At 61.9% G+C, this 25230-nt stretch carries 18 protein-coding genes; 6 read left to right on the top strand and 12 right to left on the bottom strand.

From position 1 onward, the window contains the following. Window positions 1-53 precede the first annotated feature (53 nt). The 3 genes from AXF13_RS08665 to AXF13_RS08655 all read left to right on the top strand — a co-directional run bounded on the left by AXF13_RS08665 (window position 54) and on the right by AXF13_RS08655 (window position 5363). Entirely contained in the window at window positions 54-1739 is a 1686-nt protein-coding gene (locus AXF13_RS08665) for a peptide-binding protein (protein ID WP_223299887.1), read from the top strand. Between the two features lie 167 nt (window positions 1740-1906). Continuing rightward, window positions 1907-4066 carry a RelA/SpoT family protein gene (locus tag AXF13_RS08660; RefSeq protein WP_062252625.1) on the top strand — a complete coding sequence of 720 codons (2160 nt, stop codon included), beginning with the start codon at window positions 1907-1909 and terminating at the stop codon, window positions 4064-4066. A 250-nt stretch (window positions 4067-4316) separates the two neighbouring features. After that, entirely contained in the window at window positions 4317-5363 is a 1047-nt protein-coding gene (locus tag AXF13_RS08655; protein ID WP_083522170.1) for a DegT/DnrJ/EryC1/StrS family aminotransferase, read from the top strand. 284 nt (window positions 5364-5647) lie between these two features. Here AXF13_RS08655 and AXF13_RS08650 read toward each other — a convergent pair whose 3' ends face one another. Together AXF13_RS08650 and AXF13_RS08645 are read right to left on the bottom strand one after the other, a co-directional pair. Next, on the bottom strand, window positions 5648-7267 hold the full coding sequence (locus AXF13_RS08650; protein WP_062252624.1) for an outer membrane homotrimeric porin: 1620 nt from the start codon (window positions 7265-7267) through the stop codon (window positions 5648-5650). A 174-nt stretch (window positions 7268-7441) separates the two neighbouring features. Next, window positions 7442-7849 (bottom strand): hypothetical protein, encoded by a 408-nt coding sequence (locus tag AXF13_RS08645; RefSeq protein ID WP_062252622.1) that lies wholly within the window; start codon window positions 7847-7849, stop codon window positions 7442-7444. A 185-nt stretch (window positions 7850-8034) separates the two neighbouring features. Here AXF13_RS08645 and AXF13_RS08640 point away from each other — a divergent pair, with 185 nt between their 5' ends. Next, window positions 8035-8976, top strand: coding sequence for a DMT family transporter (locus AXF13_RS08640; RefSeq protein ID WP_223299885.1), 942 nt, complete (start codon window positions 8035-8037; stop codon window positions 8974-8976). Between the two features lie 61 nt (window positions 8977-9037). Here AXF13_RS08640 and AXF13_RS08635 read toward each other — a convergent pair whose 3' ends face one another. The 4 genes from AXF13_RS08635 to AXF13_RS08620 all read right to left on the bottom strand — a co-directional run bounded on the left by AXF13_RS08635 (window position 9038) and on the right by AXF13_RS08620 (window position 16370). Continuing rightward, window positions 9038-13054 carry an AAA family ATPase gene (locus AXF13_RS08635; RefSeq protein WP_062252619.1) on the bottom strand — a complete coding sequence of 1339 codons (4017 nt, stop codon included), beginning with the start codon at window positions 13052-13054 and terminating at the stop codon, window positions 9038-9040. Further along, window positions 13054-14334, bottom strand: a complete 1281-nt coding sequence (locus tag AXF13_RS08630) for a metallophosphoesterase family protein (protein ID WP_062252616.1) — start codon at window positions 14332-14334, stop codon at window positions 13054-13056. The genes AXF13_RS08635 and AXF13_RS08630 overlap by 1 nt, the downstream gene beginning before the upstream one ends. A 187-nt stretch (window positions 14335-14521) precedes the next feature. Then, on the bottom strand, window positions 14522-15112 hold the full coding sequence (locus AXF13_RS08625; protein ID WP_062252614.1) for a tetratricopeptide repeat protein: 591 nt from the start codon (window positions 15110-15112) through the stop codon (window positions 14522-14524). A gap of 235 nt (window positions 15113-15347) precedes the next feature. Beyond that, window positions 15348-16370 carry a glycosyltransferase gene (locus tag AXF13_RS08620; RefSeq protein WP_062252613.1) on the bottom strand — a complete coding sequence of 341 codons (1023 nt, stop codon included), beginning with the start codon at window positions 16368-16370 and terminating at the stop codon, window positions 15348-15350. 166 nt (window positions 16371-16536) lie between these two features. Here AXF13_RS08620 and AXF13_RS08615 point away from each other — a divergent pair, with 166 nt between their 5' ends. Together AXF13_RS08615 and AXF13_RS08610 are read left to right on the top strand one after the other, a co-directional pair. Beyond that, window positions 16537-17622 carry a glycosyltransferase family protein gene (locus tag AXF13_RS08615; RefSeq protein ID WP_062252611.1) on the top strand — a complete coding sequence of 362 codons (1086 nt, stop codon included), beginning with the start codon at window positions 16537-16539 and terminating at the stop codon, window positions 17620-17622. Window positions 17623-17732: 110 nt separating this feature from the next. Next, complete coding sequence (locus AXF13_RS08610) at window positions 17733-18152, top strand: pyridoxamine 5'-phosphate oxidase family protein (protein WP_062254787.1); 420 nt, start codon at window positions 17733-17735, stop codon at window positions 18150-18152. Between the two features lie 15 nt (window positions 18153-18167). On the opposite strand, the gene AXF13_RS08605 is transcribed toward AXF13_RS08610, so the two are convergent. The 6 genes from AXF13_RS08605 to der form a co-directional block, all read right to left on the bottom strand. Further along, complete coding sequence (locus AXF13_RS08605) at window positions 18168-18872, bottom strand: ABC transporter ATP-binding protein (protein ID WP_062252609.1); 705 nt, start codon at window positions 18870-18872, stop codon at window positions 18168-18170. Continuing rightward, window positions 18865-19650 (bottom strand): ABC transporter ATP-binding protein, encoded by a 786-nt coding sequence (locus AXF13_RS08600; RefSeq protein WP_062252608.1) that lies wholly within the window; start codon window positions 19648-19650, stop codon window positions 18865-18867. The genes AXF13_RS08605 and AXF13_RS08600 overlap by 8 nt, the downstream gene beginning before the upstream one ends. Continuing rightward, window positions 19647-20867, bottom strand: a complete 1221-nt coding sequence (livM, locus tag AXF13_RS08595) for a high-affinity branched-chain amino acid ABC transporter permease LivM (RefSeq protein ID WP_008685034.1) — start codon at window positions 20865-20867, stop codon at window positions 19647-19649. Before livM ends, AXF13_RS08600 begins: the two co-directional genes overlap by 4 nt. Window positions 20868-20869: 2 nt before the next feature. Next, on the bottom strand, window positions 20870-21778 hold the full coding sequence (locus AXF13_RS08590) for a branched-chain amino acid ABC transporter permease (protein WP_009302267.1): 909 nt from the start codon (window positions 21776-21778) through the stop codon (window positions 20870-20872). A 188-nt stretch (window positions 21779-21966) separates the two neighbouring features. Further along, complete coding sequence (locus tag AXF13_RS08585; RefSeq protein ID WP_062252605.1) at window positions 21967-23097, bottom strand: branched-chain amino acid ABC transporter substrate-binding protein; 1131 nt, start codon at window positions 23095-23097, stop codon at window positions 21967-21969. Between the two features lie 411 nt (window positions 23098-23508). After that, window positions 23509-24867, bottom strand: a complete 1359-nt coding sequence (gene der, locus AXF13_RS08580; RefSeq protein ID WP_062252604.1) for a ribosome biogenesis GTPase Der — start codon at window positions 24865-24867, stop codon at window positions 23509-23511. Between the last annotated feature and the right edge of the window lie 363 nt (window positions 24868-25230).

Here is a 25230-nt window from a genome sequence, read left to right as displayed (position 1 = left end):
TTGTGACAACTAGCACAGGTTACAGGATGAAAGCAACCGCAAGCGCGCAAATTATGAAAAAAATATTCCTGACCGCGATGGTCATGATGTTGCCCTGGCTGGCGGCCCTCAATCCGTCGGCGGCCCGTTCCGCAACAGTGGCGGAAGACCCTTCGCAGGACATGCCGATGGAGGACGCGCCCCATGTTTCGTCTTTCGGCAAGGGCGAATCCCCGGCCTACGGCGACCGCATTCTCTTCGGCAGCATCGGCGAGGCCTCCAATCTGATCCCCTACCTGACCTCGGATTCGGCCTCGCATGAAGTGGCCGACATGCTCTATGTGGCACCGTTGCGCTACAACAAGGATTTGCAGCCCGAGCCCTGGGCCGCCGAATCCTGGAGCATGGAGGAGGGCGGACGGCTGATGCGCTTCACCCTGCGCAAGGGCATTCTGTGGGAGGACGGGCAGGAACTCACCGCCGAGGACGTGGCCTTTACCTATAAGCTGGTCATTGATCCGGCCACGGGCAGCCCCTATGCCGAGGATTTTCTGCGGATCAAGGAATTGCGCGTGCTGGACCGCTATACGTTTGAGGCGCGTTACGAGCAGTTCTTCGCCAGGGCCGTTTCCTCCTGGATGAGCCCCATTCTGCCCAAACACATTCTGGAAGGGCAGAACATCCGTGAAACCCCCTTTGCCCGCAAACCCGTGGGAGCCGGGCCCTATCGCCTGAAATCCTGGGAGCCGGGCAGCCGCATCACGCTCACGGCCTCGCCCACCTATTTCGACGGCAAGCCCCACATCAGCGAAGTGGTCTACCGGATTATTCCGGACAGCGCCACCATGTTCATGGAAACCCGCGCGGGACGCCTGGACGTCATGGACCTGAGCCCCCTGCAGTATCTGCGCCAGACCTCCGGCCCGCTCTGGGAGGAGCAGTTTCACAAATACCGCTATCTGGCCTCGGTCTATGTTTTTCTGGGCTTCAACCTGGAGCATCCTTTCTTTAAGGATGTGCGGGTGCGCCGGGCCATATCCATGGCCATCAACCGCGATGAGATCGTCAAGGGCGTATTGCTGGGGCAGGGCGTGCCCGCCTTCGGGCCGTTCAAGCCCGGCTCCTGGGCCTATCATCCCACGCTCAAGCCCGTAGCGCAGAATGTGGCGGCGGCCCGCGCCCTGCTGGCCGAGGCCGGTTTCAGGGATACGGGCGGCGACGGCGTGCTGACCAAGGACGGCAGGCCCCTGGCCTTCACCATTCTGACCAATCAGGGCAATGAGCAGCGTATTCTCACGGCCACGGTGATCCAGTCCCAACTCCGGGCCGTGGGCATCGACGTGCGCATCCGCACTGTGGAGTGGGCGGCCTTTATCCGAGAATTCGTGAACAAGGGCCGTTTCGACGCCGTGATTCTGGGCTGGACCATTACCCAGGACCCGGACATCTTTCAGGTCTGGCATTCCTCGCAAGCCCATGACGGCGGCCTGAATTTCACCCACTACAAGAATCCGGAGCTGGACCGCCTGCTGGAAGAGGCGCGCTCCACGCCGGACCAGGCCGTGCGCACGCGGCTGTACGCGCGGGTCCAGGAAATCCTGGCCGATGACCAGCCCTACTGCTTTTTGTTCGTACCTTACGCCCTGCCCGTGGTGCAGCGGCGCTTCATGGGCATCAAACCGGCTTTGGCCGGAATCATGTACAATTTCGACAAGTGGTGGGTGCCCAAGGCCTTGCAGCGCTATGAGGTGGTGGAGTAGGGGCGTCCGGCAGGCGGTTTGCGGCGGGCTGTCCGCGACCGCGAGGCCTGACGGGCGGGCCGTGCTCAGCCGGGGCTTTTACGCCGTTGACAAGGCCGCTCTTGTCGGAACATAGTCAAAAAAGTGTCTCATCCCGCTCACTTTTCACAGCTTGGCAGGGCTGACCCATGATCCGCATTCAGGAAATTCTCGACAAAGTGGCGGCCAACAACCAGAACGCAGATCTGGAGCTGATCCAGAAGGCCTATGTGTTCGCCGCCACGGCCCACGCCGGGCAGACACGCCTTTCCGGCGAGCCCTACCTCTCCCATCCCCTGGCCGTGGCCGACACCCTGGCGGAAATGGGCTTTGACGAGCCTACGGTGGCTGCGGGCCTGCTGCATGACACCGTGGAGGACACCAAGGCCACCATTGAGGAGATAGACGAGAATTTCGGCGAGGAAGTGGCCGACATTGTGGACGGGGTCACCAAGATCAGCATGATCCCGTTTGAAAACAAGGAGGAAGCCCAGGCCGAGAATATCCGCAAGATGATCCTGGCCATGAGCCATGACATGCGCGTGCTGATGGTCAAGCTGGCCGACCGCCAGCACAATATGAGCACCCTGGATTTCCAGAAAGCCCACAAGCAGAAGCGCATCGCCCAGGAAACCATGGACATCTACGCGCCCTTGGCCAACCGCCTGGGCCTCTATATGCTCAAGCGCAACCTGGAGGATCTGAGCTTCAAATATCTGCGGCCGGATGTCTTCAACCAGATCGACCACTGGCTGGACAAGCATCAGGTGGTGGAAAAGCACATCATCGACAAGGTGGTGGGGCTGATCCTGGATCTGCTGGCTTCCAACCATATTCAGGGCCAAGTCTACGGCCGCATCAAGCACAAGTACAGTATTTACAAGAAAATGCAGTCCCAATCCCTGACCCTGGATGAAATGCACGATATCATGGCCTTCCGCGTGCTGGTCAAGGACATCAAGGATTGCTACGCGGTGCTCGGCCTGGTGCACTCGCAGTGGCGGCCCGTGCACGGGCGCTTCAAAGACTATATTTCCATGCCCAAGGCCAACGGCTACCAGAGCCTGCACACCACGGTCATAGGGCCCGAGGGCGAACGCATCGAAATTCAGATCCGCACCGAGGACATGCACCGCCAGGCCGAGCACGGCGTGGCCGCGCACTGGCTGTACAAGGAAAAGGGCCGGGTCAACAGCAAGGATCTGGAGCAGTTCTCCTGGCTGCGGGAAATTTTTGAACGCCAGGGCGACGAGACGGATTCGCGCGAATTCATGCACGCGTTGAAAATGGACCTCTTCAAGGACGAGGTCTATGTCTACACCCCGGCCGGGGACGTCAAGGAGCTGCCCGAGGGGGCTACGCCTCTGGATTTCGCCTTTCTGATCCACACCAAGGTGGGCCAGCACTGCGCCGGGGCCAAGGTCAACGGGCGGCTCATGCCTCTGAGCACGGAGCTGAAAAACGGCGATATCGTGGAAATCGTCACGGACCCGGCGCGTAATCCCAATCGGGACTGGCTCAAGCTGGTCAAGACCGCCAAAGCCCGCAGCCGTATTCAGCGCTATTTGCGCACCGAGGAGCGGGCTCACGCCGTGGCCCTGGGCCGCGACATGCTGGAGAAAGAAGGTCGCAAGGTCAGCCTCAATGTGGGCAAGGCCCTCAAGGAAGGTCATCTGGCCTTGGTGGCCCAGGAAATGAATTTCGAAAGCGTGGACGACCTGATCGCCGCCGTGGGTTACGCCCACCTGACTCCGCGCAAGATTTTGAACCGCCTCTATGCCGTGCTCCACCCCAATGAGGCCGCCCCGGCCGCGCCCGCAGCCCCCAGCGTCAAGGAGAGCAAGGAAGAGGCCGTCCGCAAGACCGAGGGCGTGGGCATTTCCGGCGTGGACGGCGTGTTGATGCGCTTCGCCAAATGCTGTAACCCTGTGCCGGGCGACCCCATCATCGGCTATATCAGCCGGGGCATGGGCGTCAGCGTGCACCGGGCGGACTGCCCCAATGTGGCCAATATGGAGCCGGAGCGCCTGATCTCCGTGCACTGGGACGGCGCGGAGGAAAAACCCTACGAAGCCGGCATTTTCATCATTGCCAGGAACGTGCAGGGCGTGCTGGCGGAAGTGGCCCAGGTCCTGGCCAAAAACAATGTGAACATCACCGGCCTGAACATGGACAATATGGTGGACGGCCGCGCCAAGCTGCGCTTTACCGTGGAAGTGCGCGACGCTACACAGCTCTATCAGCTCATCGAGGCCATCCGCGCCCTGCCGTCCATCCTGGAAGTGGTGCGCGACACAGAGGATGTGTGATGAAAAGTAAAGTGCATTTTTTTTCTTTGAGATTATAGGTATTATAAGCACATTCCTCTTTAGCAATATGACTGTTGATCTATGCAACCCTTATGATGAGTCTGTGCCAACGAGGGTAGTTCGATGAGACGGCATGCAGTAAGGAGCCGCCATGCGGAAAAATGACATGCCTTGCCCATCTCTTCCTGAAAGCGAAGATATCTTTGTCACACGCTCCCCTTTGCCGCCCCTGGCGGAGTATCTCCGTTGTGTGGAAGATATTTTCGCTACCCGCCGTCTGACCAACAATCAGACCTATGTCCATCGCCTGGAAGAGAGCCTGAGCCGTTTTCTCAAGTTGCCGCATGTGAGCCTGAGCGTGAATGGGACGGCCGCCCTGCAACTGGCTCTGCGTCTGTCCGGGCTTGCGGGAAAAAAGGTGCTCACCACGCCGTTCACGTATGTGGCGACGCTTTCCGCTCTGTTGTGGGAGGGCTGCACGCCCGTTTTCGCGGATATTGATCCCGATACGCTCTGTTTGGCGCCGGAGGCGGTGGAGGAGGCTTTGGACGTGCATCCCGACGTGGCGGGCCTGCTGCCGGTGCACGTCTACGGTAATGCCTGTGATGTGAATAGGCTGGAGCGGCTCTGCATAGAGCGCGGCCTGACCTGCATGTATGACGCGGCCCATGCTTTCGGTTCGACGCTCAATGGGCACACCCTGCTTGAGTTCGGGAATTACGCGGCATGCAGCTTCCACGCCACCAAGCTCTTCCATACGGTGGAAGGCGGTTGTTTGGTGACTCACAGCATAGAGGACCAACGCCGCGTGGAGCTGTTGCGCGCCTTCGGCCATATCGGCGACGAACACCTGACCTTGGGCATCAATGCTAAAATGTCGGAACTGCATGCTGCCATGGGGCTCTGCCTGTTGCCCTTGTTGGCGGAAAACATCCGCCTGCGGGAGGAAATCTGTACGCGCTATGATGCGCTGTTGACGTCAACAGCGGCGCGGGGCCGTCTGCGGCGACCCCGTCTAGCCTCCGGCTTGTCCTACAATTACGCTTACTATCCGATAATTTTCGAAGACGAAACTCAGTTGTTGCGAGTCAAAACCGCGCTGGAGGCAAAACATATCCATCCCCGGCGTTATTTTTACCCCGCGCTGACGGAACTATCCTATCTGCCTCCTGTGTCCCGCGTCCGCTGCCCGCAAGCCGAGGATCTGGCCCGTCGTGTGCTCTGTTTGCCGCTGTATGCCGAGCTGACGCCTGAACAGGTCGAAAACATTTCGGATATTGTCTTGCGGCAGTTGTAAACAGTGACCTCGGCAGATATCTTCCAACGCATAAGGCCGTCCCCCCGTGGGACGGCCTTATGTTTGTGCGCGGGAAGGAATCGCACACGTAGAGGGGCGTTAACCGTTTACCGGAACATGTAAGGCATGAACTGCTCTAGGGCGTGTTAACACTACGTTCTTTCGCCCGCTGGCGTCGTCGAACTTCATCTTTTATTCCGGTCACGTACCGTAAGAGTACGCTCCCTTCATAAAAGGGTCGTTTTCCTAGCCAGCGAACAAAATCCCAGTAGTGTTAACGCGCCCTAGAAGGTATAGGCAAAGACGAGTTGAGCTTTCCAGGCGTCCTGCTTCTCGTAGGAATCTGGCATATAGCCTTTCTTCCAGGTATCGTCGTCAATCATGTTGACGATGTAGCCCAGTTCCAGGTTGGCTTCCAGGTTTTCGTAGATCTGCCAGGAGTTGACCAGGTTGAATTCCAGTAGGCCGTCGTTGGTGGTCAGATACGGGCCGTCGTTGGTGCCGTAGCCGGAGCTCCAGGCCGTGGAACTGTCCATGTACTTGACCATGGAGGGACTGTTGGTGCCGCCCCAGTAGGCCACGCGGAAAGTGTGTTTGAGATCTTCCACAAAGCTCATATCACGGATCTGCAGACCCACGCCCCAGGTGCCCGCGTAGCTCAGATCGCGGTCATACCATGCCCCATTGGGGGCCCAGGCCAAGTTGCCGTCGCCCATGAAGGAGGTGAAGTTGCCCGCGGCCGCAATGGAAGGCATGCGTTCGGAACCGTTTTTCACGTCGCCGTCGTCGCCCGATGCGTACCAGCCGAAGATGCCGGGAACACCCCATTCCATCTTGTATTCAACGAGGGCCTTGGCCAGAAAGCCCTGACGCTCGGTGCTGCCGCGCTTCCAGTCGCCGGAGCCGAAGCGTTTTTCCACGTCAAAGCGGCCCATGGCTTCCACGTAGCCGTAATTCAGATCCAGCTCGAAGTTCCAGGGATCCAGAGCCGTGATGGCGATGGGCAGGCCGGCCCAGAACATGGAACCGTAGGCCTTGCTGGTGCTCCCCAGACCATTGTGATTGAAGCCCGGATACAGTCCGTTAAGGGTATAACTCAGAGCGCCGTCCGCTGTGCCCCACTGGTTACTCCCGGCTCTGCCGGGCCGGGACCAGGGGTTGCTATTGTCGTCGGCATCCAGGCCGTCCAGAGCGTTCTTGCCCATCATGCCGTACATGACCCAGGGCGTGATTTCAAAACCGTCGAAGGTCAGCGGCAGGCTCAGGGCGAAGAGGTCGATGTTGTCCAGGTAATTTGCTTCCCGGCGATTGTCATTGGCATCCAGCCAGCCCGAGTAGTTATCGTTGACCGGGCGCATCCAGAGGGCGGTGAGCCCCACGTTCTCGTTGAACTTGTAGTTGGCCACCACGGCGGCCACATCGCCGTCCATGACGGCGGAGCCGCCGGCCACGTTGGGCAGGGCCACGGCCTGGAGGCCCATACGGAGCTTCAGGTCGGTCTGGGGCACCATCCAGTCGATGTAGGCGTTCTTCAGCTTGATAACACCGTTGCCGTCCGCGCCCAGCGCGCCGCCTTCGTCAGCCTTGCCCCAGGTCTGGTCGCCGATCTCAAAGAAAACTGTGCCGGACAGGGCTTCGGAAGCCACCGCGTCGATCTGCAGACGGACGCGCTGTGCGGCGGCGAACTTGTCGTCGCTGTCAGCCTTCTGTTTGCTGGCGCCTTTGTCATTCATTTTGCTGATCAGCGAGTCGTCACCGGCGCCGAAGCCCACCAGCCATTCGCCTTGGGCCTTGAAATCAATGGCCTTGGCGCTCCCCGTTGCGCCCAGGAACAGGCCGGCGGCCAGCAGGACCACCATGCACTGTTTCTTGAACCTTCCCAGTGTTTCCTTTTTCTTGCTCATGCCTCACTCCTCAGGGCTTATGGTTTATGCCGCCCGCCTTCCGGCGCTTCCCTTGGCTGTCCGGAGCCGGCAGCGTTGTTGCGTTTATAATAATAACACGATTTTATAAAATGTAACAATAATTATTTCCCACAATCCGCCCGGGAAAAGCCCCAATTCTTTCCGGGGCGGATATTACGCGGTCTTGGACTCGGAACGCGCCTTCTTGTGTCCGCAACGGCAGTGCGCGCAGTTACCCCGGCAGACGTGCCCTTCAGGCTTCTTTTCCGGTACAAGCAGCACCTTGTTGCCGCTGATCGCCAGCGCAAAGCCGCTGTTGCCCTTGAAAACAATTTGTTGCGGCTCGTAATCGGCATGCAGAAAAGCGGCCTTGAGCGCGGCGGCTGCGACAGGGTTCGGCTGTTCAACCTCACGGACATCAATGAAAATACGCTTGCATGATTGATAGTAGCGTTGCAGAAGATTTATCAAGACACTGGCTTGCGGTGGATCAAAACGTGAATTAAAGCGGATGTGAAGATTGTCATGGCTGAACCTGTGGCTGACATCCAGAGATTGCACGGCTGTGCAGGCAGAATCCATATTTTTTCTCCGCGTTGCATGTGTGGATGGCTGACTTTTGCACAGGCCGGGATTTCTGTCAATAGAATTGAAATTCATTTTCAAAAAATTCTTGCAAACACAGATGGCATTTGCGTGGAATTTGACGCAAAATGCGCCGATCCTTCTTACCTCGAGAGCAGAGCATGAACCGACGGCGACAAGCAGTGGGGAAATTTTACGGCCTTCTGGCCCTGACCGCCGCTATTTGGGGCATCCAGCCGCTTTTCATCAAACTGGCCGTGCGGGAAATCACACCGGTGAGCCTGACCGTGGTGCGCTTCGTGCTGATCAGCGCCACCATTTTTCTGATCATGCGCTGGCGACACAGAACGCCTTTGCTGCCCCCTCTCTCGGCGCTCTTTCCGCTCTTTTGCATGGGCGTATGCGGCGTGGCCGTGAACAATGTGGCCCAGTTCACCGGCCTGCAGTATTCCACTGTGGGCAATGCCACCCTGATCGCCTCCACCACACCGGCGGTCACGGCCCTGTTGGCCGTGCTTTTTCTGCGTGAGCGGCTTTTGCCCATCCAGTGGCTGGGCATTGTCATTTCCCTTTTGGGCGTCCTGGTGCTCATCAGCAAGGGCTCGCTGGCGATCCTGCTGCGGATTTCCTTCAATTACGGCGACCTGCTTTTTTTCTTCGCCCAGTTGGGCTGGGCCGCGTATATGCTGATCGGCTTCCGGGTCATGCACCATCTTTCGGCACTGGGCACAACGGCCTGGGCCGGCGTGTTCGGGGCGCTGACCACCCTGGTCTACGGCCTGATCACGGATGAACTGCACTACGCGCCGCTGTCCCCGGCGGGAATAGCCTATATGGCCTATATCATCTGGATGGGCGGAGTTTGCGCCATGGTTTTCTGGAACCTCGGCGTCAAGATGGTCGGGGCCAGCCTGGCCGCCGTTTTTCTGAACATCATGCCCCTGGTGGGCGTGGCGGCGGGTGTGATCGTGCTGGATGAGGATTTTTACTGGCAGGAATGCTTCGGCGCGGGGGGCATTTTGTCCGGCGTTTACCTGCTTACCCAGGCGCGGCAGATCCTGCACCGCCGCAATGTCCGACGCAGGGCCCACTACAGGGCGGCGCGTCAGCGCATGCAGGCATAAAAAGCGAGCCGGTCGCGTATGCAACCGGCCCGTGTTTTTTATGTATCCTTGGGCTTGCGGCTTATCCCGCCGTGATGCCGCCGTTTTCCACGGTAAACAGGGCCGCGCCCGGCGCGGCGGCGCGCAGCACATCCACCATATGCGGCTGGCAGGTGAAGTAGAGCAGCTGATGAGCCGGGCCTTCCTTGCCGTCGGCCAGTTCCGCGAAGGCCCGCGCTGTGCGTTCGGCCCGTTCCGGGTCGAAGTTGACCAGCACCTCGTCCATGATCACGGGCAGGGGCGCGGCATGGGCCGCGTGGTTTTTGATGTAGGCCAGGCGCAGGGCCAGATAGGCCTGTTCCTGCGTGCCGCGGCTCAAGGATTCCGGCGGCACCGGTTCGCCCTGGTCGGGCAAAATGCTCAGGCTCGAATTTTCCAGCGAGGCGCTGATGCCCCGCCAGCGGCGGCCCGTGATGCGGGCGAAGATGTCCGAGGCCTGGCGGATGACCTCCGGCTGGCGCTCGCGCTCAAAAATGCGCTTGGCGTTGAGCAGGATTTCGCGGGCCAGGGCCCGACGGCTCCAGGCCAGAGCCATACGCTCCATGCTTTCCAGCAGCAGCGCTTCCTGCTGGCGCAGTTCCGCCAGATCGTCGGTCCGGGCCAGGGCCGTAACCTTGGCGCTCAGACCGGCCACGGCGGTGGCCAGCTCCTGTTCCTCGTCCTGGATGCCGTTGAGTTCTTCCTGAATGGCGGCGCTGCGTTTTTCCTGGCTCTCCTGTTCCTCTTCCCGGAAGGAGGCCAGAAATTCCGGCAAGGGCAGGGTATCGGCGGCCAGACGCAGGGCGTCCTCCAGGTCCTGACGGCGGCGGGCCAGATCCCGCTGCTCGTCGCGCAGGGCGGCCAGACGTAAAAAGTCCTCGGCGTCCCGCGCCCCGGCCAGAGCCAGCAGATTGCGCTCATTGTTGCGGGCTTCGCCGAGGGCCGCCTCACCCGCGCGCACGTCGTCCTCCTCCTCGGCCAGCAGGCCGGAGAGGCGGGCGCGTTCGTCCTGGGCCTGGGCCATGCTTTCGGCCGAGGCCAGGGCAGCGTCCAGGCTGGACAGCCAGTCCGGAGCGGCGTCCGCATCCTGAAGCGGATCCCGCGACAGGGAGGCCAGCAGGGCCGCCAGTGGTTCGCGCAGGGCCGCCAGTTCCGCGCGGCCTTGTGCCAGTTCGGTGCGGGCACGCTCCAGAGCCGACTCGGCCGCCAGGCAGTTTTCCATGTACTTGAGGGCTTCGCGCACGGTCTCCGGGTCCAGATCCTCGCCCAGGCCGAGCCCCTGCAGGCAGCGGCTCCAGGTTTCGCGGGCCGCTCCCAGGCGTTCTTCCGCCGCGCGCAAGTGTTCCAAGGCCTCGTTCTGGCGGTTCTGCGCCCGTTCCAGCTCGTTTTCATGATTCTGGAGGGCGGCGGCCGCCTTGATGCGCTGTTCACGCGCGGCGTCGGCCTCTCGGCAGGATTCCAGCACCTGGCGCACGCATTCCACCAGAGCTGCGCAGTCCGCCTCTTCCGTCAGGCGTTCGGCCACGGCGGGCACGGCGCGCATGCGCTCTTCCAGACCGCGGAGATCGTCCTCCAAGGCGCGCAGTTCAGCTTCGGCGGCGGCCACGCCGCCAAAAGCCAGACGGGCGGATTCAGCCCTGGCGAAAAAGGCGGCCGCGCTTTCCGGCGACGGCACATTGCTGACGCGCTGGGCCAGCATGAGCTCATGCCAGCGGCGGCGGGTCTGCTGGACAGCGCCTTCCATTTCGTGGGCCTTGCCCTGCAGAACGCCCACCTGAGTCTTGGCCAGGCCCATCTCGCGTTGCAGCGCCTCCATGTCCCGGAGGGAACGTTCTTCGTTGAAACACTGCTCGCGTTCGCGCTCCAGAAGCATTTCCGTGGCTTCCAGGGTGACGAGATCCATACTCTCCACACCCGCCGCGGCGCAAAGCTGGCGGGCCTGCTCGCCCAGTTCGGCCACGTGCAGGGCGCAGGTCTCGCGGCGGCTCTGCAATTGCGCCATTTCCCGCTGGTGGCGCTTGGCTTCGGGACCGCTGCGCGGCAGGCCCCCGGCCAGAAAGCCCACGCCGCAGGCCAGTACCAGATAGCCGGACCAGAGGCTGACGGGCAGGGCCAGCGCGTCCGTGAGCGGGAAGCTGATCAAACCCCAGCGCCAGTAAGCCAGCAGAATGCCCACACCCGTTGCGATGAGCGCCGCGCCCACCACGATCAGCGGCAGACTTTTGACCGGCGAGGGGGCCTGTTCGCTGTTGATCCTGTTGTCCAGCTCCTGAAGGCGTTCGCGCTCTGTAGCCATGCTGGCGGACAGAGCCCGCAGAGAGCGCAGGGCCGCCGCGCGGGCGTCCAGAGCCTCACGGCTGGGGCCGCTGGCATGGCGCTGGGCCTCGCGCAATTCATCCATGCGGTTCTTGAACGCGTCCACCTGTTCTCCGGCCTGTTGCACGGCCTGGGCGGCTTCACCCGCCTCGCGCAGGCGTTCCTGCACCTCGCCGGCCAATGCCAGGGCTTCCTCCTGGCGAGCCAGCAGGCCGTCAAGAATCTCGCGCGGTCCGTTGTGAGCGGAAGTTACGCTGTTGCCGCCATTGTCGCCATTACCGGATGTCCCGCTTGGGGCCGCCAGGCGCAGAGGATCATAGGCTCGTGCAAATGTGGTGCGCGCATTGTGCAGAGCGCGCTGACGGCCCGGCAACTGGCGGCGGTCTTCCTCCAGCCGGGCCAGGGTCTGGCGCAGATCGTCGCGGGCCTCGTCGTCCAGGGCGGCCACGGGCGCGGGGAGCATGGTCAGAGCGTTCCGGGCCGCGGCCACATCCCGCTCGGCGCTTTCCACATCGCGGTTGGCCTTGGTCAGAGCGTCCACGGCGGCCTGATGGGCCGAACCCGCCGCCGCCATTTCGCGGGCCTGTTTTTCCAGATCTTCGCGGGCAAAGAGAGAGCGGTCCGTGGTGCGGATGCGCTCGCAGCTCCAGCCGGGCCCCAGCCGGGTCAGCTCACGGTTCAGATCCGCCTCGGCCCGGCGGCAATTGTCCTCCTGGCCGGACAGCAGGCTCTGGGCCTGGCGGTAGCCGCTCTTGCGCTCGGAGAGGCGGCGCAGCTCGGGCAGGGCGTCCAGCAGGGCCTGATTCACCTGTACGGCGTCGCGCCGTTCGCGCAGGCGGGCCAGTTTTTCCCGGTGCGCGGCCAACTGGCGTTCGCAGGTTTCGCGGGCCTGCTGGGCGCGGGCCAGGCGCGCCGGACCGTCTTCGGGAAAGCTTTCGCTCACCGGGGTCAGGCGTTCCAGCCGGACACCGGCCATGCGCCATTCGTCCCATTGCCGCCAGACGCCCAGACGGCGCTCCAGCAGGCGACGCTCCTCTTCCAATTCGCTTTTATGGCGGCGCAGGTCGGCCAAGGCCGTTTTTTTACGCGAGAGCTCCAGGGCCAGGCCGTCAAAGCCCGCGCATTCCACGGCCACGTCCTCGATTTTGCCGCGCAGCTCTTCCAGTTGACGGATGGCCGCGTTGAGCGCCGGTTTGCTGCCGCCGCTCTTGAAAATGTCCTCGGCCTGCCGTTCCAGGATTTTCAGCACGTCGCCGGGCGCGCGCAGGCCCGGGCCGAAGCTCGCGCCGTACAGGGCGTTGCGCACGCCCTCGGCGCTCAGGCTTTCAAAGCTCTCCAGCTCGCTCAGGCTGAAGCCGAAGACATTGCGGTAGACCTCGCGGCTGACGCCGAAGAGCAGCTGCCGCAACAGTTCCGGCGGCAGCATGCCGCCGTCCGCTTCGCTCAGGGTCAGCATGCCGCCGCCCGAACCCGGCCGCCGCGTCAGATGCAGGGGTTCCCGCTCGTCCGCGCGCAGCACGAGGCTGCCTCCGGCCTGGCCGCCGCGCAGGGGCGCATAGCTGCGTTTGGCCTCGCGGCTGCGGGGATCGGGGTAGCCCGTGAGCATGGAGCGCAGGAATTCCAGGCAGGTGGATTTGCCCGCTTCATTGCGGCCCAGAAAAATGGACAGGCCCGGCGGCAGATTCTCCACCTGCACGCCGGAAAAGATGCCGAAGCCGTCGATGCGGAAGGATTCAATATACATCAGCGGACCTCCAGCAGATCCATGCAGAGGCGTTCGGCCTCCTGCAGCAGGGCCTGCATTTGCGTCTCGTCGGGCTGGGCCAGCACCTTGCGCAGACGGTTGTGCCCGAACAGCGGATGCAGAGCCGGACCGGCCACTTCCTGCAGGGCTTCCCGGCTTTCGCGCATGCGTTCGGCCAGACGCATGGCTTCGCCCAGCAGATCCTCGCGCTGCAGATATTCGGAGCGTTCCGTAAGGGAACGGGTTTCCACCCGCAGGTCCTTGAGCCAGACTCCCGGCGTGCCCGAACTCAGATGGCGCAGGCGCTCGGCCAGATCCTCCTGATTGGCCGCGTCACGCAGCAGGGCGTCCAGACTGGTGCGTCCGCTCAGGGTTACACGGGCCATAAGGGCCTCGCAGCCGGGATCGGCGGCTTCCGCCGCTTTCTCCAGGCAGTGGTTCAGGCGGCGTTCCACCTCGTCCAGATGGTCCACGCCGTCCAGGTCCAGGTCCAGCTTCTCCCACTGCACGGGTCCCAGGCGCAGAAATGTGGAGGCGCAGGCGTAGGCACCGCCTCTGGGCGCGACCGTGACCAGCAGGCAGCCGCGCGGACCCGGCTCATTGACGTGCAGGCCCTGGGCATTGCCGGGATAGGCGACAAAGGGCGTCTCCGAGAGTACGCGGCGCTCGTGCACGTGCCCCAAGGCCCAGGCGTCCAGGCCCCCGGCCTTGAGATCATCCAGGGAACAGGGGGCGTAGCGGTCGGCCTTGCTCTCGCCTTCCACCGTGCAGTGCAGCACGCCCAGCTGGAAGCAGTCATACCGCGCGTCGCGTTCGAACAGGCGGGCCAGATTGCGGCCCTCCCTGGCCCGGGCGTGGCTGATGCCGTGGATAACGGCCAGCGGTCGGCCGTCTTTTTCCAGAACATGCCGTTCCGGTTCCGGGCCGAAAACCGTGACGTTGTCCGGCCATTCCACGGCGTTGAGGCGCGAATCCAGCGGGTCGTGATTGCCGTGGGCCAGAAATACGCGGATGCCCAGTCTGTTCAGACGGTCGCAGCCGTCGCGCAACTTGAGCTGGGCTTTGACGCTGTGGTTTTCCTGATTGTAGATATCGCCGGCCAGCACCAGAAAATCTGGCTTTTCAGCCTCGCAGAAGCGGAAAAGGCGCTCCAGGGCCGTGAAGGTGGCTTCATGCAGCAGGCGCGCCAGATGGCCGCCCTGGGCGGTCTCGCGCGAAAGGCCCTGAAAGGGCGTGTCCAGATGCAGATCGGCCGCGTGGATGTAGCGGATGGCGTCCATGCGCAAAGCCTCGCTTGCGGATGATGAAAAGGTCGTATGCAGGGAGTAATAGCGGTGAAAAATCTAGACTTTTTCAAGCATTATGACAAGCGCGACGGCCATCTGCCCGGAATTTTTCCGGAATATTTCAATGACGGAAAATAGTTCGCTGTAACGGTGGGAGAAGAAAGGGGGATGACGGGACGGGCTATCTGCCGGCTTGGGCCCGCAGACGCAGGCATTCCTCGGCCAGTTGGAGCAATTCCGCGTCTTCGGGGCGTTCCTTGAGGCCTTTGCGTACATGCCCCAAGGCGCGGACATATTCGCCCGCTTCCAGCATGGCTTTGGCCATCATGGAAAAGACGGAAAATTCGTTTTTATAGTATTTGAGGGCCTCGGCAAAGCTGGCGTCGGCTTCGGAGCCCTTGCCCTGGTTCAGGAGCAGCTTGCCCTCCTTGATGCAGCGGTCCAGATTGAGCTTGCGCTGGAGGGTGGTTTCGTAATCCTCCTGGTTTTCCTGGCCCCGCAACTCCTTGTACAGTTTGATGAAAAAGATGAGCAGCTCGCGTTCTTTGCCCGGCTGGTAGTTCAGGGGCTGGCCGCACTCTTTTTTATACTGGGGATCCGAAGTCAGCACGGTCAGGGCGTTGCGGAAATCGCCGCGCAGGTCCGTGGGCGCGGTCTGCCCGCCCAGTTCCTTGAAGGCGGCGATGGTCAGATACACGGCGCGCGGGAAGTCGCGGCGCTGACAGCTGGCCTTGGCACGGCCCAGATTTTCACGGATTTTACGTGCGTTCATGACGGATTTTCGTAATGACCTTTTTCATTAGAGCAATTTCAAAGTGGAATTGCTCTGGCGGCTCGTTGACGGCTATGCCGCCTTACGGATGACGACAGCATAACTAAGCGCCGAAGTGAACGTCTTAAAAACTTTGAAAATGCACATTCTCAAAGCTTATCTACTCTAGTATGCCGGATTCGCCCGCCGAGGGCAAGCGGCGGAACCGCCTCTCGGGACAGTCGCGGTCCTGTGTTCAAGGCGCGCCGCCGGACCGGCCATCCTGGCCGTGCCGCGCCAGACCGGCTTTGAGGGCCTGCGCCGTGGCCGGACCCGGCCGGAAGGACATGAGATGTTCCTTGAAGCTGCGGTTTACGGCGGCCAGATGCGGAGCCAGATCCCGCCGGAATTCCCGGTATTCCCTGCGTTCGGCCACACTGACCCGGCAGCCGTCGGCAATATCGAGAATTTCATAGCGGCGCATGGGTCTCAACGAGCGCACACCCGAGGCATAGAGGATTTTGTTCAGAAAGAGTTTGCCCGGCAGCAGATTGTCCGTGACCACCAACTCCCGATGCAGCCGCCGCTTGTCGATACCCCTGGCGGCGTAGGTAGTCTGCGCGTCCTCTTCGGGCAGATTTTCGAAATAATCCGGACCGTGGTAGTAATACTGCGGAAAGCCCGCGCAGCTCATGCGCAGGCCGTAATCGCCGTCTTCGCCGCCGTAAAGGCCGTATTCCTCGTTCCAGAAACCCAGTTCGTCCGAAACCGCTTTGGGGATCAGCACGGCTTGGCCCGGCAGATTGCCGGGGCACACGCCCAGCATGCCTTCCGGCGTGGCTGTCGCGCCGGGATGGCGGCGCAGCATGTCCAGATTGAAGGCTCCGCCCAGATTGGATTGCGGCCTGCCGTGCCGCCAGAGTGCCAGCAAGCCGGGCAGCCAGCGCGTCCGGCGCATGGCCGTGTCATTGTCCAGCTTCATATAGATGGGCGCGGGCACCAGTTCCCAGCCCACATTGGCGGCGCAGGCCACGCCCATGTTGCGGGGCAGGAGGAAAAGATGGTCGATGACGCCGCGCTCCCGGAATTCCAGAAGCGTGTCGACCAGGGCCGGATCGCTGCCGTTGTCCACCACTGTGATGTCAAAGGGCACTTCCTGCGAGGTCCGGCGCAGGGCAAGGAGTGTCTCCCGCGTGGCGCCGGGGCGGTTGAATACCGGAATGGTCACGTTGCAGACCGGCGCGACGTCGGACGGATGGCTCTGGAAGTCCTGCTCCATTATTGCTCCTTTGCGAGCGCATGCTGTGCGCGCCGTTCAAGCCTGTTAGCGTAAATGGTAGAAAGAAGGCCCGCAGGCGTCAAGGGCGCATGCTCGCGTGAAGCGCATTGACTGGATTGTGGCGCGTTGGTAGGCTTGCGCGCGAAATCCGACAGAAAGGAGCACCATGGCGCGCGTACTTTACGGCATTCACGGCACCGGGCATGGGCACGCCATGCGGGGCCTGACCATTGCCCGTCGGCTTTCCGGCCATGAATTTCTCTTTGTGGCCGACGATGACGCCCCGAAAATCCTGGAGCCGGAATTTCCTGTCCGGCGCCTGCCCAATCTGGGCACGGTGTTCAAGAACTACAAGGTGGATCTGGGGGCCACCGTCACCCGTGCCGTGCCTCTGCTTTGGCACCGGCGACGTTATATCGACCGGGTGCTCCGGCTCATGGACGAGTTCAAGCCCGACGTCTGCATGACCGACCTGGAGTATTTCGTGCCGCGCGCCGCCGAAGAGGCGGGCCTGCCCTGTCTGACGCTGGACCATCAGCACATCATCACCTGCTGCCGCCACAATCTGCCGCCGGATATGTGGTGGGACAGTTTCGTGCAGGGCCTGACTCCGCGTTATCTGTTCCGGCCCACGGCGGAAAACCTGATCATTTCCTTTTACGCGCCGCCCGTGCTCCCGCGCTATAAGGCACGCGTGGCTCCGCCCATTCTGCGCGACAGCGTGCTGGCTCTCCATCCCCGCGACGAAGGGCATGTGCTGGTCTATCAGAGCAATTCCACTCACCGGAAGCTGGTGGACTTTCTGCGCGCGGCCACGGACAAAATCTGTTATGTTTACGGCTATGGCCGTGCGGAAGGCCGCGAGGGCAATGTAATTTTTATGCGCAAGAGCGAAGAGGGATTTTTGCGGCTGCTGGAGGGCTGCTCCTACGTGATCCAGGGCGGCGGGCACACCCTGATGAGCGAGGCGCTGCATCTGGGCAAACCCATCCTGACCCTGCCGCTCAAGGCCATGGTGGAGCAGCGTTTCAACGCCCTCTATGTGGAACGCCTGAACTACGGCATGCGGGCGGACATGCTCAGCCTGGAGCCGGAATTGCTGCGGCGCTTCGAAGCCCGGCTGCCGGAGTTCAAAGCGGCCATCGCGGCGGGAAACTTCTGCGGCAACGAGCTGGTTTTCGGCCTGGTGGACCACTTCATCCGCCACGGCAATCTGCCGCTGCAGGGCGCTCCGGCCGTACTGGAGGGATAGAGCAATAACCTTGAGAGTGCCAATTCTTAAATTGGTCTGCTTCCGGCCTTCCACCGCTGAGCGGAGTTGTAACGCCTTGTCCGATGTTTAACCCTGTCTGGGAGGCGAACGTGAAAAATCCCGAGCAGACCTTGGGCAAATTTATCGACAGGCAAAGTACTGCCTTCATCGGCTCCCTGGATGACGACGGCTTTCCCAATATAAAGGCCATGCTGGCCCCTCGCCAACGGGAAGGCCTGCGGGTTTTCTACTTCACCACCAATGCCTCGTCACTGCGCGTGCGGCAATACCGCCATAATCCGCAGGCTTGCGTCTATTTCTGCGACCGGCGTTTTTTCCGGGGCGTGATGTTCCGTGGCAGGATGGGGGTGCTGGAGGATCTGGAGAGCAAATCCGCGATCTGGCGCGAGGGCGACACGCTTTATTATCCCCTGGGCCTGCTTGATCCGGATTATTGCGTATTGCGTTTCACCGCCGAGTCCGGACGCTTCTACAGCAAGTTCAGATCAGAGGATTTTGCATTGGCCTGAGTGTCGCCCGGCGGATTATACGCCGAGATAGGCGCTACGCACTTCATCGCTTTGCAGAAGATTGGCGGCCGTATCTTCCATGACGACGCGGCCGTTTTCCATCACATAGCCGCGGTGGGCGACGCGCAGGGCCTGATTGGCGTTCTGTTCCACCAGAAAGACCGTGGTGCCGTCCGCATTGACTTTGCGGATGATGGCAAAAATCTGCTGGATGATGATGGGCGCGAGACCCAGGGAGGGCTCGTCCAGCAGGAGCAGCTTGGGCCGGCCCATGAGCGCGCGGCTGATAGCCAGCATCTGCTGCTCGCCGCCGGACAGGGTGCCCCCGGCTTGGCGACGGCGTTCGGCCAGAATGGGGAAGAGGCTGAACACGTAGTCCATGTCATCTTTGACGCCCTGGCTGTCCCGGCGCAGAAACGCGCCGAGATCCAGATTTTCGCGCACGCTGAGGTCCGGGAAGATCAGGCGGCCTTCCGGCACTTGGGAAATGCCCATGGAGACGATTTCATGCGGCGGCAGCTCGTGGATGGGCATGCCGTTCCAGAGAATTTCACCCTGGCGCGGCCTGTTGATGCCGCAGACGGTCATCAGGGTCGTGGATTTGCCCGCGCCGTTGGCGCCGATCAGGGTGACGATCTCGCCGTCGTTCACGCGCAGGGAAACGTCGCGCAGGGCCTGAATGTTGCCGTAATAGGTGTCCACATTGCGGAGTTCAAGCATCGCTTTCTCCCAAATAGGCCTTGATCACGCGCGGGTTGGCGCGCACTTCCCCGGGCTTGCCCGAGGCGATGCAGGAACCGTATTCCATGACGTAGATGCGGTCTGAAAGAGACATGACCATACTCATGTCGTGCTCGATGAGCAAAATGGAAAGGTTGCGGGCGTCGCGGATGCCGCGCACCAGAATTTCCAGTTCGTGGGTTTCCTGGGGGTTCATGCCTGCGGCCGGTTCGTCCAAGAGCAGCATGCGCGGTTCGGTCGCCAGGGCGCGGGCGATCTCCAGGCGGCGTTGCGCGCCGTAAGCCAGGTTGCGGGCCCGTTCATTCCAGAGATCCTGCAAATGCAGGCTTTCCAGCAGGGCATAGCTGATGTCGATGCTTTCCTGCTCTTCGCGGCGGGTTCGCCCGTTGCGCGACAGCGCGCCCCAGATGCCCGCGCGGGTGCGGCAGTGGCGGCCCACCATGACGTTTTCCAGCACGGTCATGTCGCTGAACAGGCGGATGTTCTGGAACGTGCGGGCCATGCCCATGGCCGTGATCTTGTGCGGTTTCTTGCCGTTGAGCAGATGTTTTTCGGCGTCGGCGTCATAGAGATACATCTTGCCTTCGGTAGGCGTGTAGATGCCGGTGACGCAGTTGAAAAATGTGGTCTTGCCCGCGCCGTTGGGGCCGATCAGGGCCACGATCTCATTGGCGTCCACATGCAGGTCCAGATCGCTCAAGGCGCGCAGCCCGCCGAAATCCTGGGAAAGACCCGAAACTTCCAGAACCGGCGTCATGACCGGCCTCCGTTGTGGGCCCCGTGCAGGGCGCTGATTCTGTAGCGGCGGCGCTCGCCGCTGATCAGGCCCTGGGGCCGGAAAATCATCATGATCACCATGATCGCGCCGAAAATCAGCATGCGGTATTCGGAAAAAGCGCGCAGATATTCCGGGGCCAGAATCAGGATCATGGCCGCGATGGCCACGCCCGCGATGGAGCCCATGCCGCCCAGCACCACCATGGAGAGAATCATGGCCGACTCCATGAAGGTGAAGCTGGAGGGATTGATGTAGGTGGTCTTGGCCGCGAAGATCACGCCCGCGAACCCGGCCCAGCAGGAGCCCAGGGCAAAGGCCGAGAGCTTGACCCGGGTGATGTCGATGCCCATGGCCTCACCGGCGATCTCGTCCTCGCGCAGGGCCTGCAGGGCCAGTCCCACCCGCGAATTTTTAAGTCGCGAGATCACGATAATGGTGATGACCACCGCCGCCAGCACCAAGTAATAAACATAGGTGGTGGAAGTGTTGATGTCCATCTCCATGCCGAAGAAGCCGGGCCGGGGAATCTCGCTGATGCCGCGCGGCCCGCCGGTAAGACTGGTCCAGTTCTGGAGGCCCAGGCGTACTATTTCGCCGAAGCCCAGAGTGACGATTGCCAGGTAGTCGCCGCGCAGGCGCAGCACGGGAAAGCCCAGGGCCAGGCCGAAAAGCACGGCCATCACGCCGCCCACGGGCAGACAGGCCCAGAAGCCCCAGCCGAAGAACTGGTAGAGCAGGCCATAGGCATATGCGCCCACGGCGTAAAAGGCCACATAGCCCAGCACCAGCTGGCCCGCCAAGCCCACCACGATATTCAGGCCCAGGGCCAGCATGACGTAGAGCAGGGCCGAGATCATGATATTGGTCTGATAAAAGGAACTGACCAGCGGCATGACCAGCATGAACAGGGCCAGGACAACCAGCCCGCCCGCCTTGAGCCGGGGCCGTCCGGCCAGGAGATGCAGGCCCGCGCCGAGGCCTTCGGGCAGAGCCACCAGGGGCAGCCCCTTGGCCTTGCGCGAGAAACACCAGTCCCAGATGACGGCCAGGACGAAAACGCCAGCGCCCAACCAGAGAATACGGTCGAAACGCCAGGTCACGCTGTTCTCCAGCGTGTTGAGCTTGATGCCCATGACCGGCAGGGTCAGCGCCATGAACCAGATTGCCGTGAGCACGGCCTTGAATACGCGCCGCATGGCTACACCTTCTGTACCTTGGCTTTGCCCAGAATGCCGTCGGGGCGGAAAATCAGAATCAGGATCAGAATGCCGAAGGCCAGAATATCCTCGTAGTTGCCGGAGAAATAGCCGGTGGTGAAGCTCTCGGCCAAGCCCAGCACAAGGCCGCCCACCATGGCCCCGGGGATGGAGCCGATGCCGCCGAGCACCGCCGCGGTAAAGGCCTTGAGCCCGGCGAGGAAGCCGATGCCGAAGTTGACCTGGCCCATGTGCGAGGCGATCAGCACGCCGCCCAACGCGGCCAGTCCCGAACCGATGATGAAGGTCAGGGAAATGATCCAGTCGGCGTTGATGCCCAGCAGCAGGGCCATTTTGCGGTTCTGGGCCGTGGCCCGCATGGCTTTGCCCATGCGCGTGAAGCGGATGAAGAGCGACAGCGCCACCATGGCCAGGGTGCTGACCAGCAGAATCAGAAAGTCGCTGGGGCCCATGACGTAGTTGACGTATTCCAGAAATTCCATTTCCGGCAACAGGCGGGGAAAGGGCACAAAGTCGGAGGTCTGAGCCAGCAGCACGTAGTTCTGCAGAAAAATGGACATGCCGATGGCTGAAATCAGCGGGGAAAGGCGCGGCGCGCCGCGCAGGGGCTTGTAGGCCACTTTTTCCAGGGTGAAGCCGTAGGCCGCGCACCAGATCACAGCGGCCAGCGCGGCTATGATCAGGATGCCTGCGGCCGGGAAGCCGTAGACGCCCAGAACACCGGCCACCAGCAGGGCCGTAAATGCGCCGAGCATATAGATTTCACCGTGGGCGAAGTTGATGAGCTCGATGATGCCGTATACCAGAGTATAGCCCAGAGCAATCAGCGCGTAGATGCTGCCCCTGGTCAGCCCGCCGAAAAAGAGCTCTATGAAAAATTGGATGTCCATGCTTTCCCGCGCGCGGGCATGGGCCCGCCAGATTACCGGCCTGCCGGCTGCCTGGTGAATGCTGATGCGCGCGCAGGCATCATCCCCGCGCGCAAGCGCCGCACGCGGCGGGCGCAAGAGCAGACCTGAGGCTGCCGCGCCGCCGCGGGGCGGAAAAGGGGGCGCGGCGTCCCGCGCCCCCGCCAGTGCTACTGAAGCGTGAGGCTGTGGTCCAGCTCCACGAACTTGCCGTTTTTGACCTGATAGACGGAGAGCGCCATGCCGGCGGCGTCACCCTTTTCGTTGAAGCTGATCTTGCCCAGCGGGGTGTCCACCGGGTTGGTGCGCAAGACTTCCTTGATTTTGGCCGTATCCGTGCCGCCCGCCTTTTCAATGGCGGCCAGCAGGCACTGGGCGGCGGCATAGGCGTTATAGTAACCGAAGCCGGGCTCGCTGCCGTAAGCCTTGACGTGGGCCTCACGCGCCTTCTTGTATTCGGGCAGGGTGCTGGTGTCCTTGGGATAGGAGGCATATACGCCTTCGCTGTCCTTGCCGGTCATTTTAAGGAAGGTCTCGTCCTTCACGCCGTCGGGGCCGATGAACGGGGTCGTCAGGCGGTCGCGGCGCATCTGTTGGATCAGCTTGGAAGCCACGGGCTGGTAGCCGCCGAAAACCACGATGTCGGGCTTGGCGCGGCGCAGTTTGCGCACCACGGCGGAGAAGTCCACGGCGTCAGGGGTAACGGCTTCAAAAAGCACGGTTTCCGCGCCGCCCTTTTCCATGAACACGCGGTTGTTGTCGGCAAAACCCTTGCCGTAGTCGCCGTTGTCATGCAGGTAGGCGACTTTTTTGGCCTTCAACTTGTTGAGCATGAAGTCGCTGGTCAGCCGGGCCTGGGCGTTGTCGTTGGCCACGGTGCGGAAGAAGAGCGGATGTTTGCCGTCTTCGGTCAGGCCGGGCGTGGTGGCCGTGGGGGACACGGCGATAAGATTGGCGTCCTGGAACAGGGGCAGGGCGGCCTTGGTGGGGCCGGAACAGATGGGGCCGATGACCACGGCGACTTTGTCGGAAATCAGCTTGGTGGCCGCGTTGGTCGCCATTTCAGGCTTGCACTGGTCGTCCTGGGAGACCACTTCCACCTTCCCGCCGAGCACGCCGCCCGCGGCGTTGGCGTCGTCAATGACGAGTTTGGCGGCGTTCAGGCTGGGCACGCCGTAGGAGGCCAGATCGCCGGAATGGGCGCCCTGGACGCCGATTTTAATGGGATCCGCAGCCAGCGCGGGCGCGGTCATCGCCACGCAGAAAGCCATTGCCGCAAGCAAGGTCATGCCTCTTTTCATCTGCCCCTCCTCCGGAAAAAATGTGCGTGCGGAGCGCGCTCCGCATAAGAGCGTTGACAAAGTCAACGCGACCAAAAATCAGAAGCGGGTCACGGCGTTGCCGTGCGTCAGCTGCCCGAAGGGTACCCGGCAGCCGGGCATTCTCCCTTAGCCGCAACGCGGCTTAGGGAAACAGGCCGCAACGCAGCGACTGATTTTTGTGCCTTTCCGCCCGGCAAGTTTTCCTGAAAACGAGCCGATGGCGGCGCAAACACCGCGTAAGCGGAGTTTGTCATCAGTCTGCATATAGATAAGGCCTTTCTATTGCATTATTGCGCGGATTCTGTCAATGCGCTTCGCGCCCGCAAGCGGCTGTTTTCGCCGCTTTGCGGAAAATGCCCGGCCTCGGGGCACTCCGCGAAAGCGTGACGCTCAACTCTTTTTCTTGTGGCTGGAGCGCAGATGGATGCGCATGGGCGCGTGGCTGATGCCGAAGAGTTTGCGCAAAGCGCGTTCCAGGTAGCGGGTATAGCTTTCGGGCACGCGCTCGGCGTCGCTGACGAAAAAGACGAAGGTCGGCGGCGCGGTTTCGGCCTGGGTAAGGTAGAAGAACTTGGCACGTACCCGTTTGACCACCGGCGGCTGATGGCGGGTGAGCACCTCTTCCATGGCCCGGTTGAGCCGGCCCGTGGAGATGCGCACCTGGCATTCCTCATGAATCTTCCGGGCCAGGGGCAGGATCTTTTTGAGGCCCGTGCCGGTCCGGGCCGAAACCGCCAGGATGGGCACATGCCCGCAAAAGGCCAGGGTTTCGGTTATGTTTTTTTTGAGGGCGGCCAGGGCGGCGGGCGGTATCAGGTCACATTTGTTGATCAGAACCATGAAGGGAGTCTTGCGTGTGTCCAGCATGTCCATGAGCCGTTTGTCCTGCTGGCTGACGCCTTCGGTGGCGTCCAGGGTGAGCAGGGTCACGTCGGCCTTGGTGCTGGATTTGATGGCCGCGTTGACCGAATATTTTTCCACGCTGTCCGTGATTCTGGTGCGGCGGCGTACTCCGGCGGTGTCCACAAAGACGTAGTCCTGCCCGTCGCGCCTGAAGCGCACGTCCACGCTGTCGCGTGTGGTGCCGGCCATGTCGGAGACGATCATCCGTTCTTCTCCGGCCAGAGCGTTGATCAGGGAGGACTTGCCCGCGTTGGGCCGTCCCAGCATGGCCAGGCGCAGAGCCGGGGGCGCCGGGGGCTCGACAGCGCCTTCGGGCAGCAGGGCGGCCAGATCCTCGCACAGGGCGTTGATGTTGTAACCGTGCTCGGCGGAAACGGGCAGCAGGGGAAAGCCCAGGCTGTGGAATTCAGCCATCTGCAGGTCCTCGCGCTCCTCGCCGTCCACCTTGTTGACCACGCAGAGCGTGGGCAGGCCCATGCGCCGGATATGCGCGGCCAGATGTTCGTCCAGGGGCAGAAGGCCGTCGCGCCCGTCCACCACGAAAGCCACGGCGGCGGCCCCGGCCAGCGCGGCCTCGGCCTGGGTCAGAATGTCCCGCTCAAAGCCGCGGATGCCTTCGGGGCCTTCGGTCACGGCGGCGTGCGCGTCCAGGGTGATGCCGCCGGTATCCACAATGCCGAAGGAGGGCAGGTCCTTGCGGCGCACCACGCCTTCCATGCGGTCGCGCGTGACGCCGGGCCTGTCATGGGTGATGGCCCGGTTGCTGCGGATCAGACGGTTGAACAGGGTGGATTTGCCCACATTGGGGCGACCCACCAGGACGATGTAGGGAAGAGAATCGGACACGGCGTTACCTTGTTCCGGCGGCGCTGAAGGCCGCCTATATTTTAATGTAAGATGTTCTAATTATCCTCATTCATGGCCAAAGGAAAGGCCTTGTCATCGAGAAGTCCCGGACAGAGCAAAGTGACTTTTCAAAATTGCTTTGCTCCGGCGGCTGCGAAAGCAGAGGCCCACGTCCGAATGCAAGGCGCCTTTAACCGTTCGCGAGCAAAGCGAGCGTTGCTTTAGCTGTAGGCGACGCAGGAGCCGTACAGATGCTTCAAGCGTTGTGACGCAGGAAACTACGCTTGAAGACAGCATGCGTAACGATACAGTTTATTCTGTGCAATCGCTGTCGCCATCCGTAGCGTTGCTGTCCTTAACCGT

The organism is Desulfovibrio fairfieldensis, assembly GCF_001553605.1.
Lineage (GTDB): Bacteria > Desulfobacterota > Desulfovibrionia > Desulfovibrionales > Desulfovibrionaceae > Desulfovibrio > Desulfovibrio fairfieldensis.
This window is presented reverse-complemented; position numbering and strand designations above follow the sequence as displayed.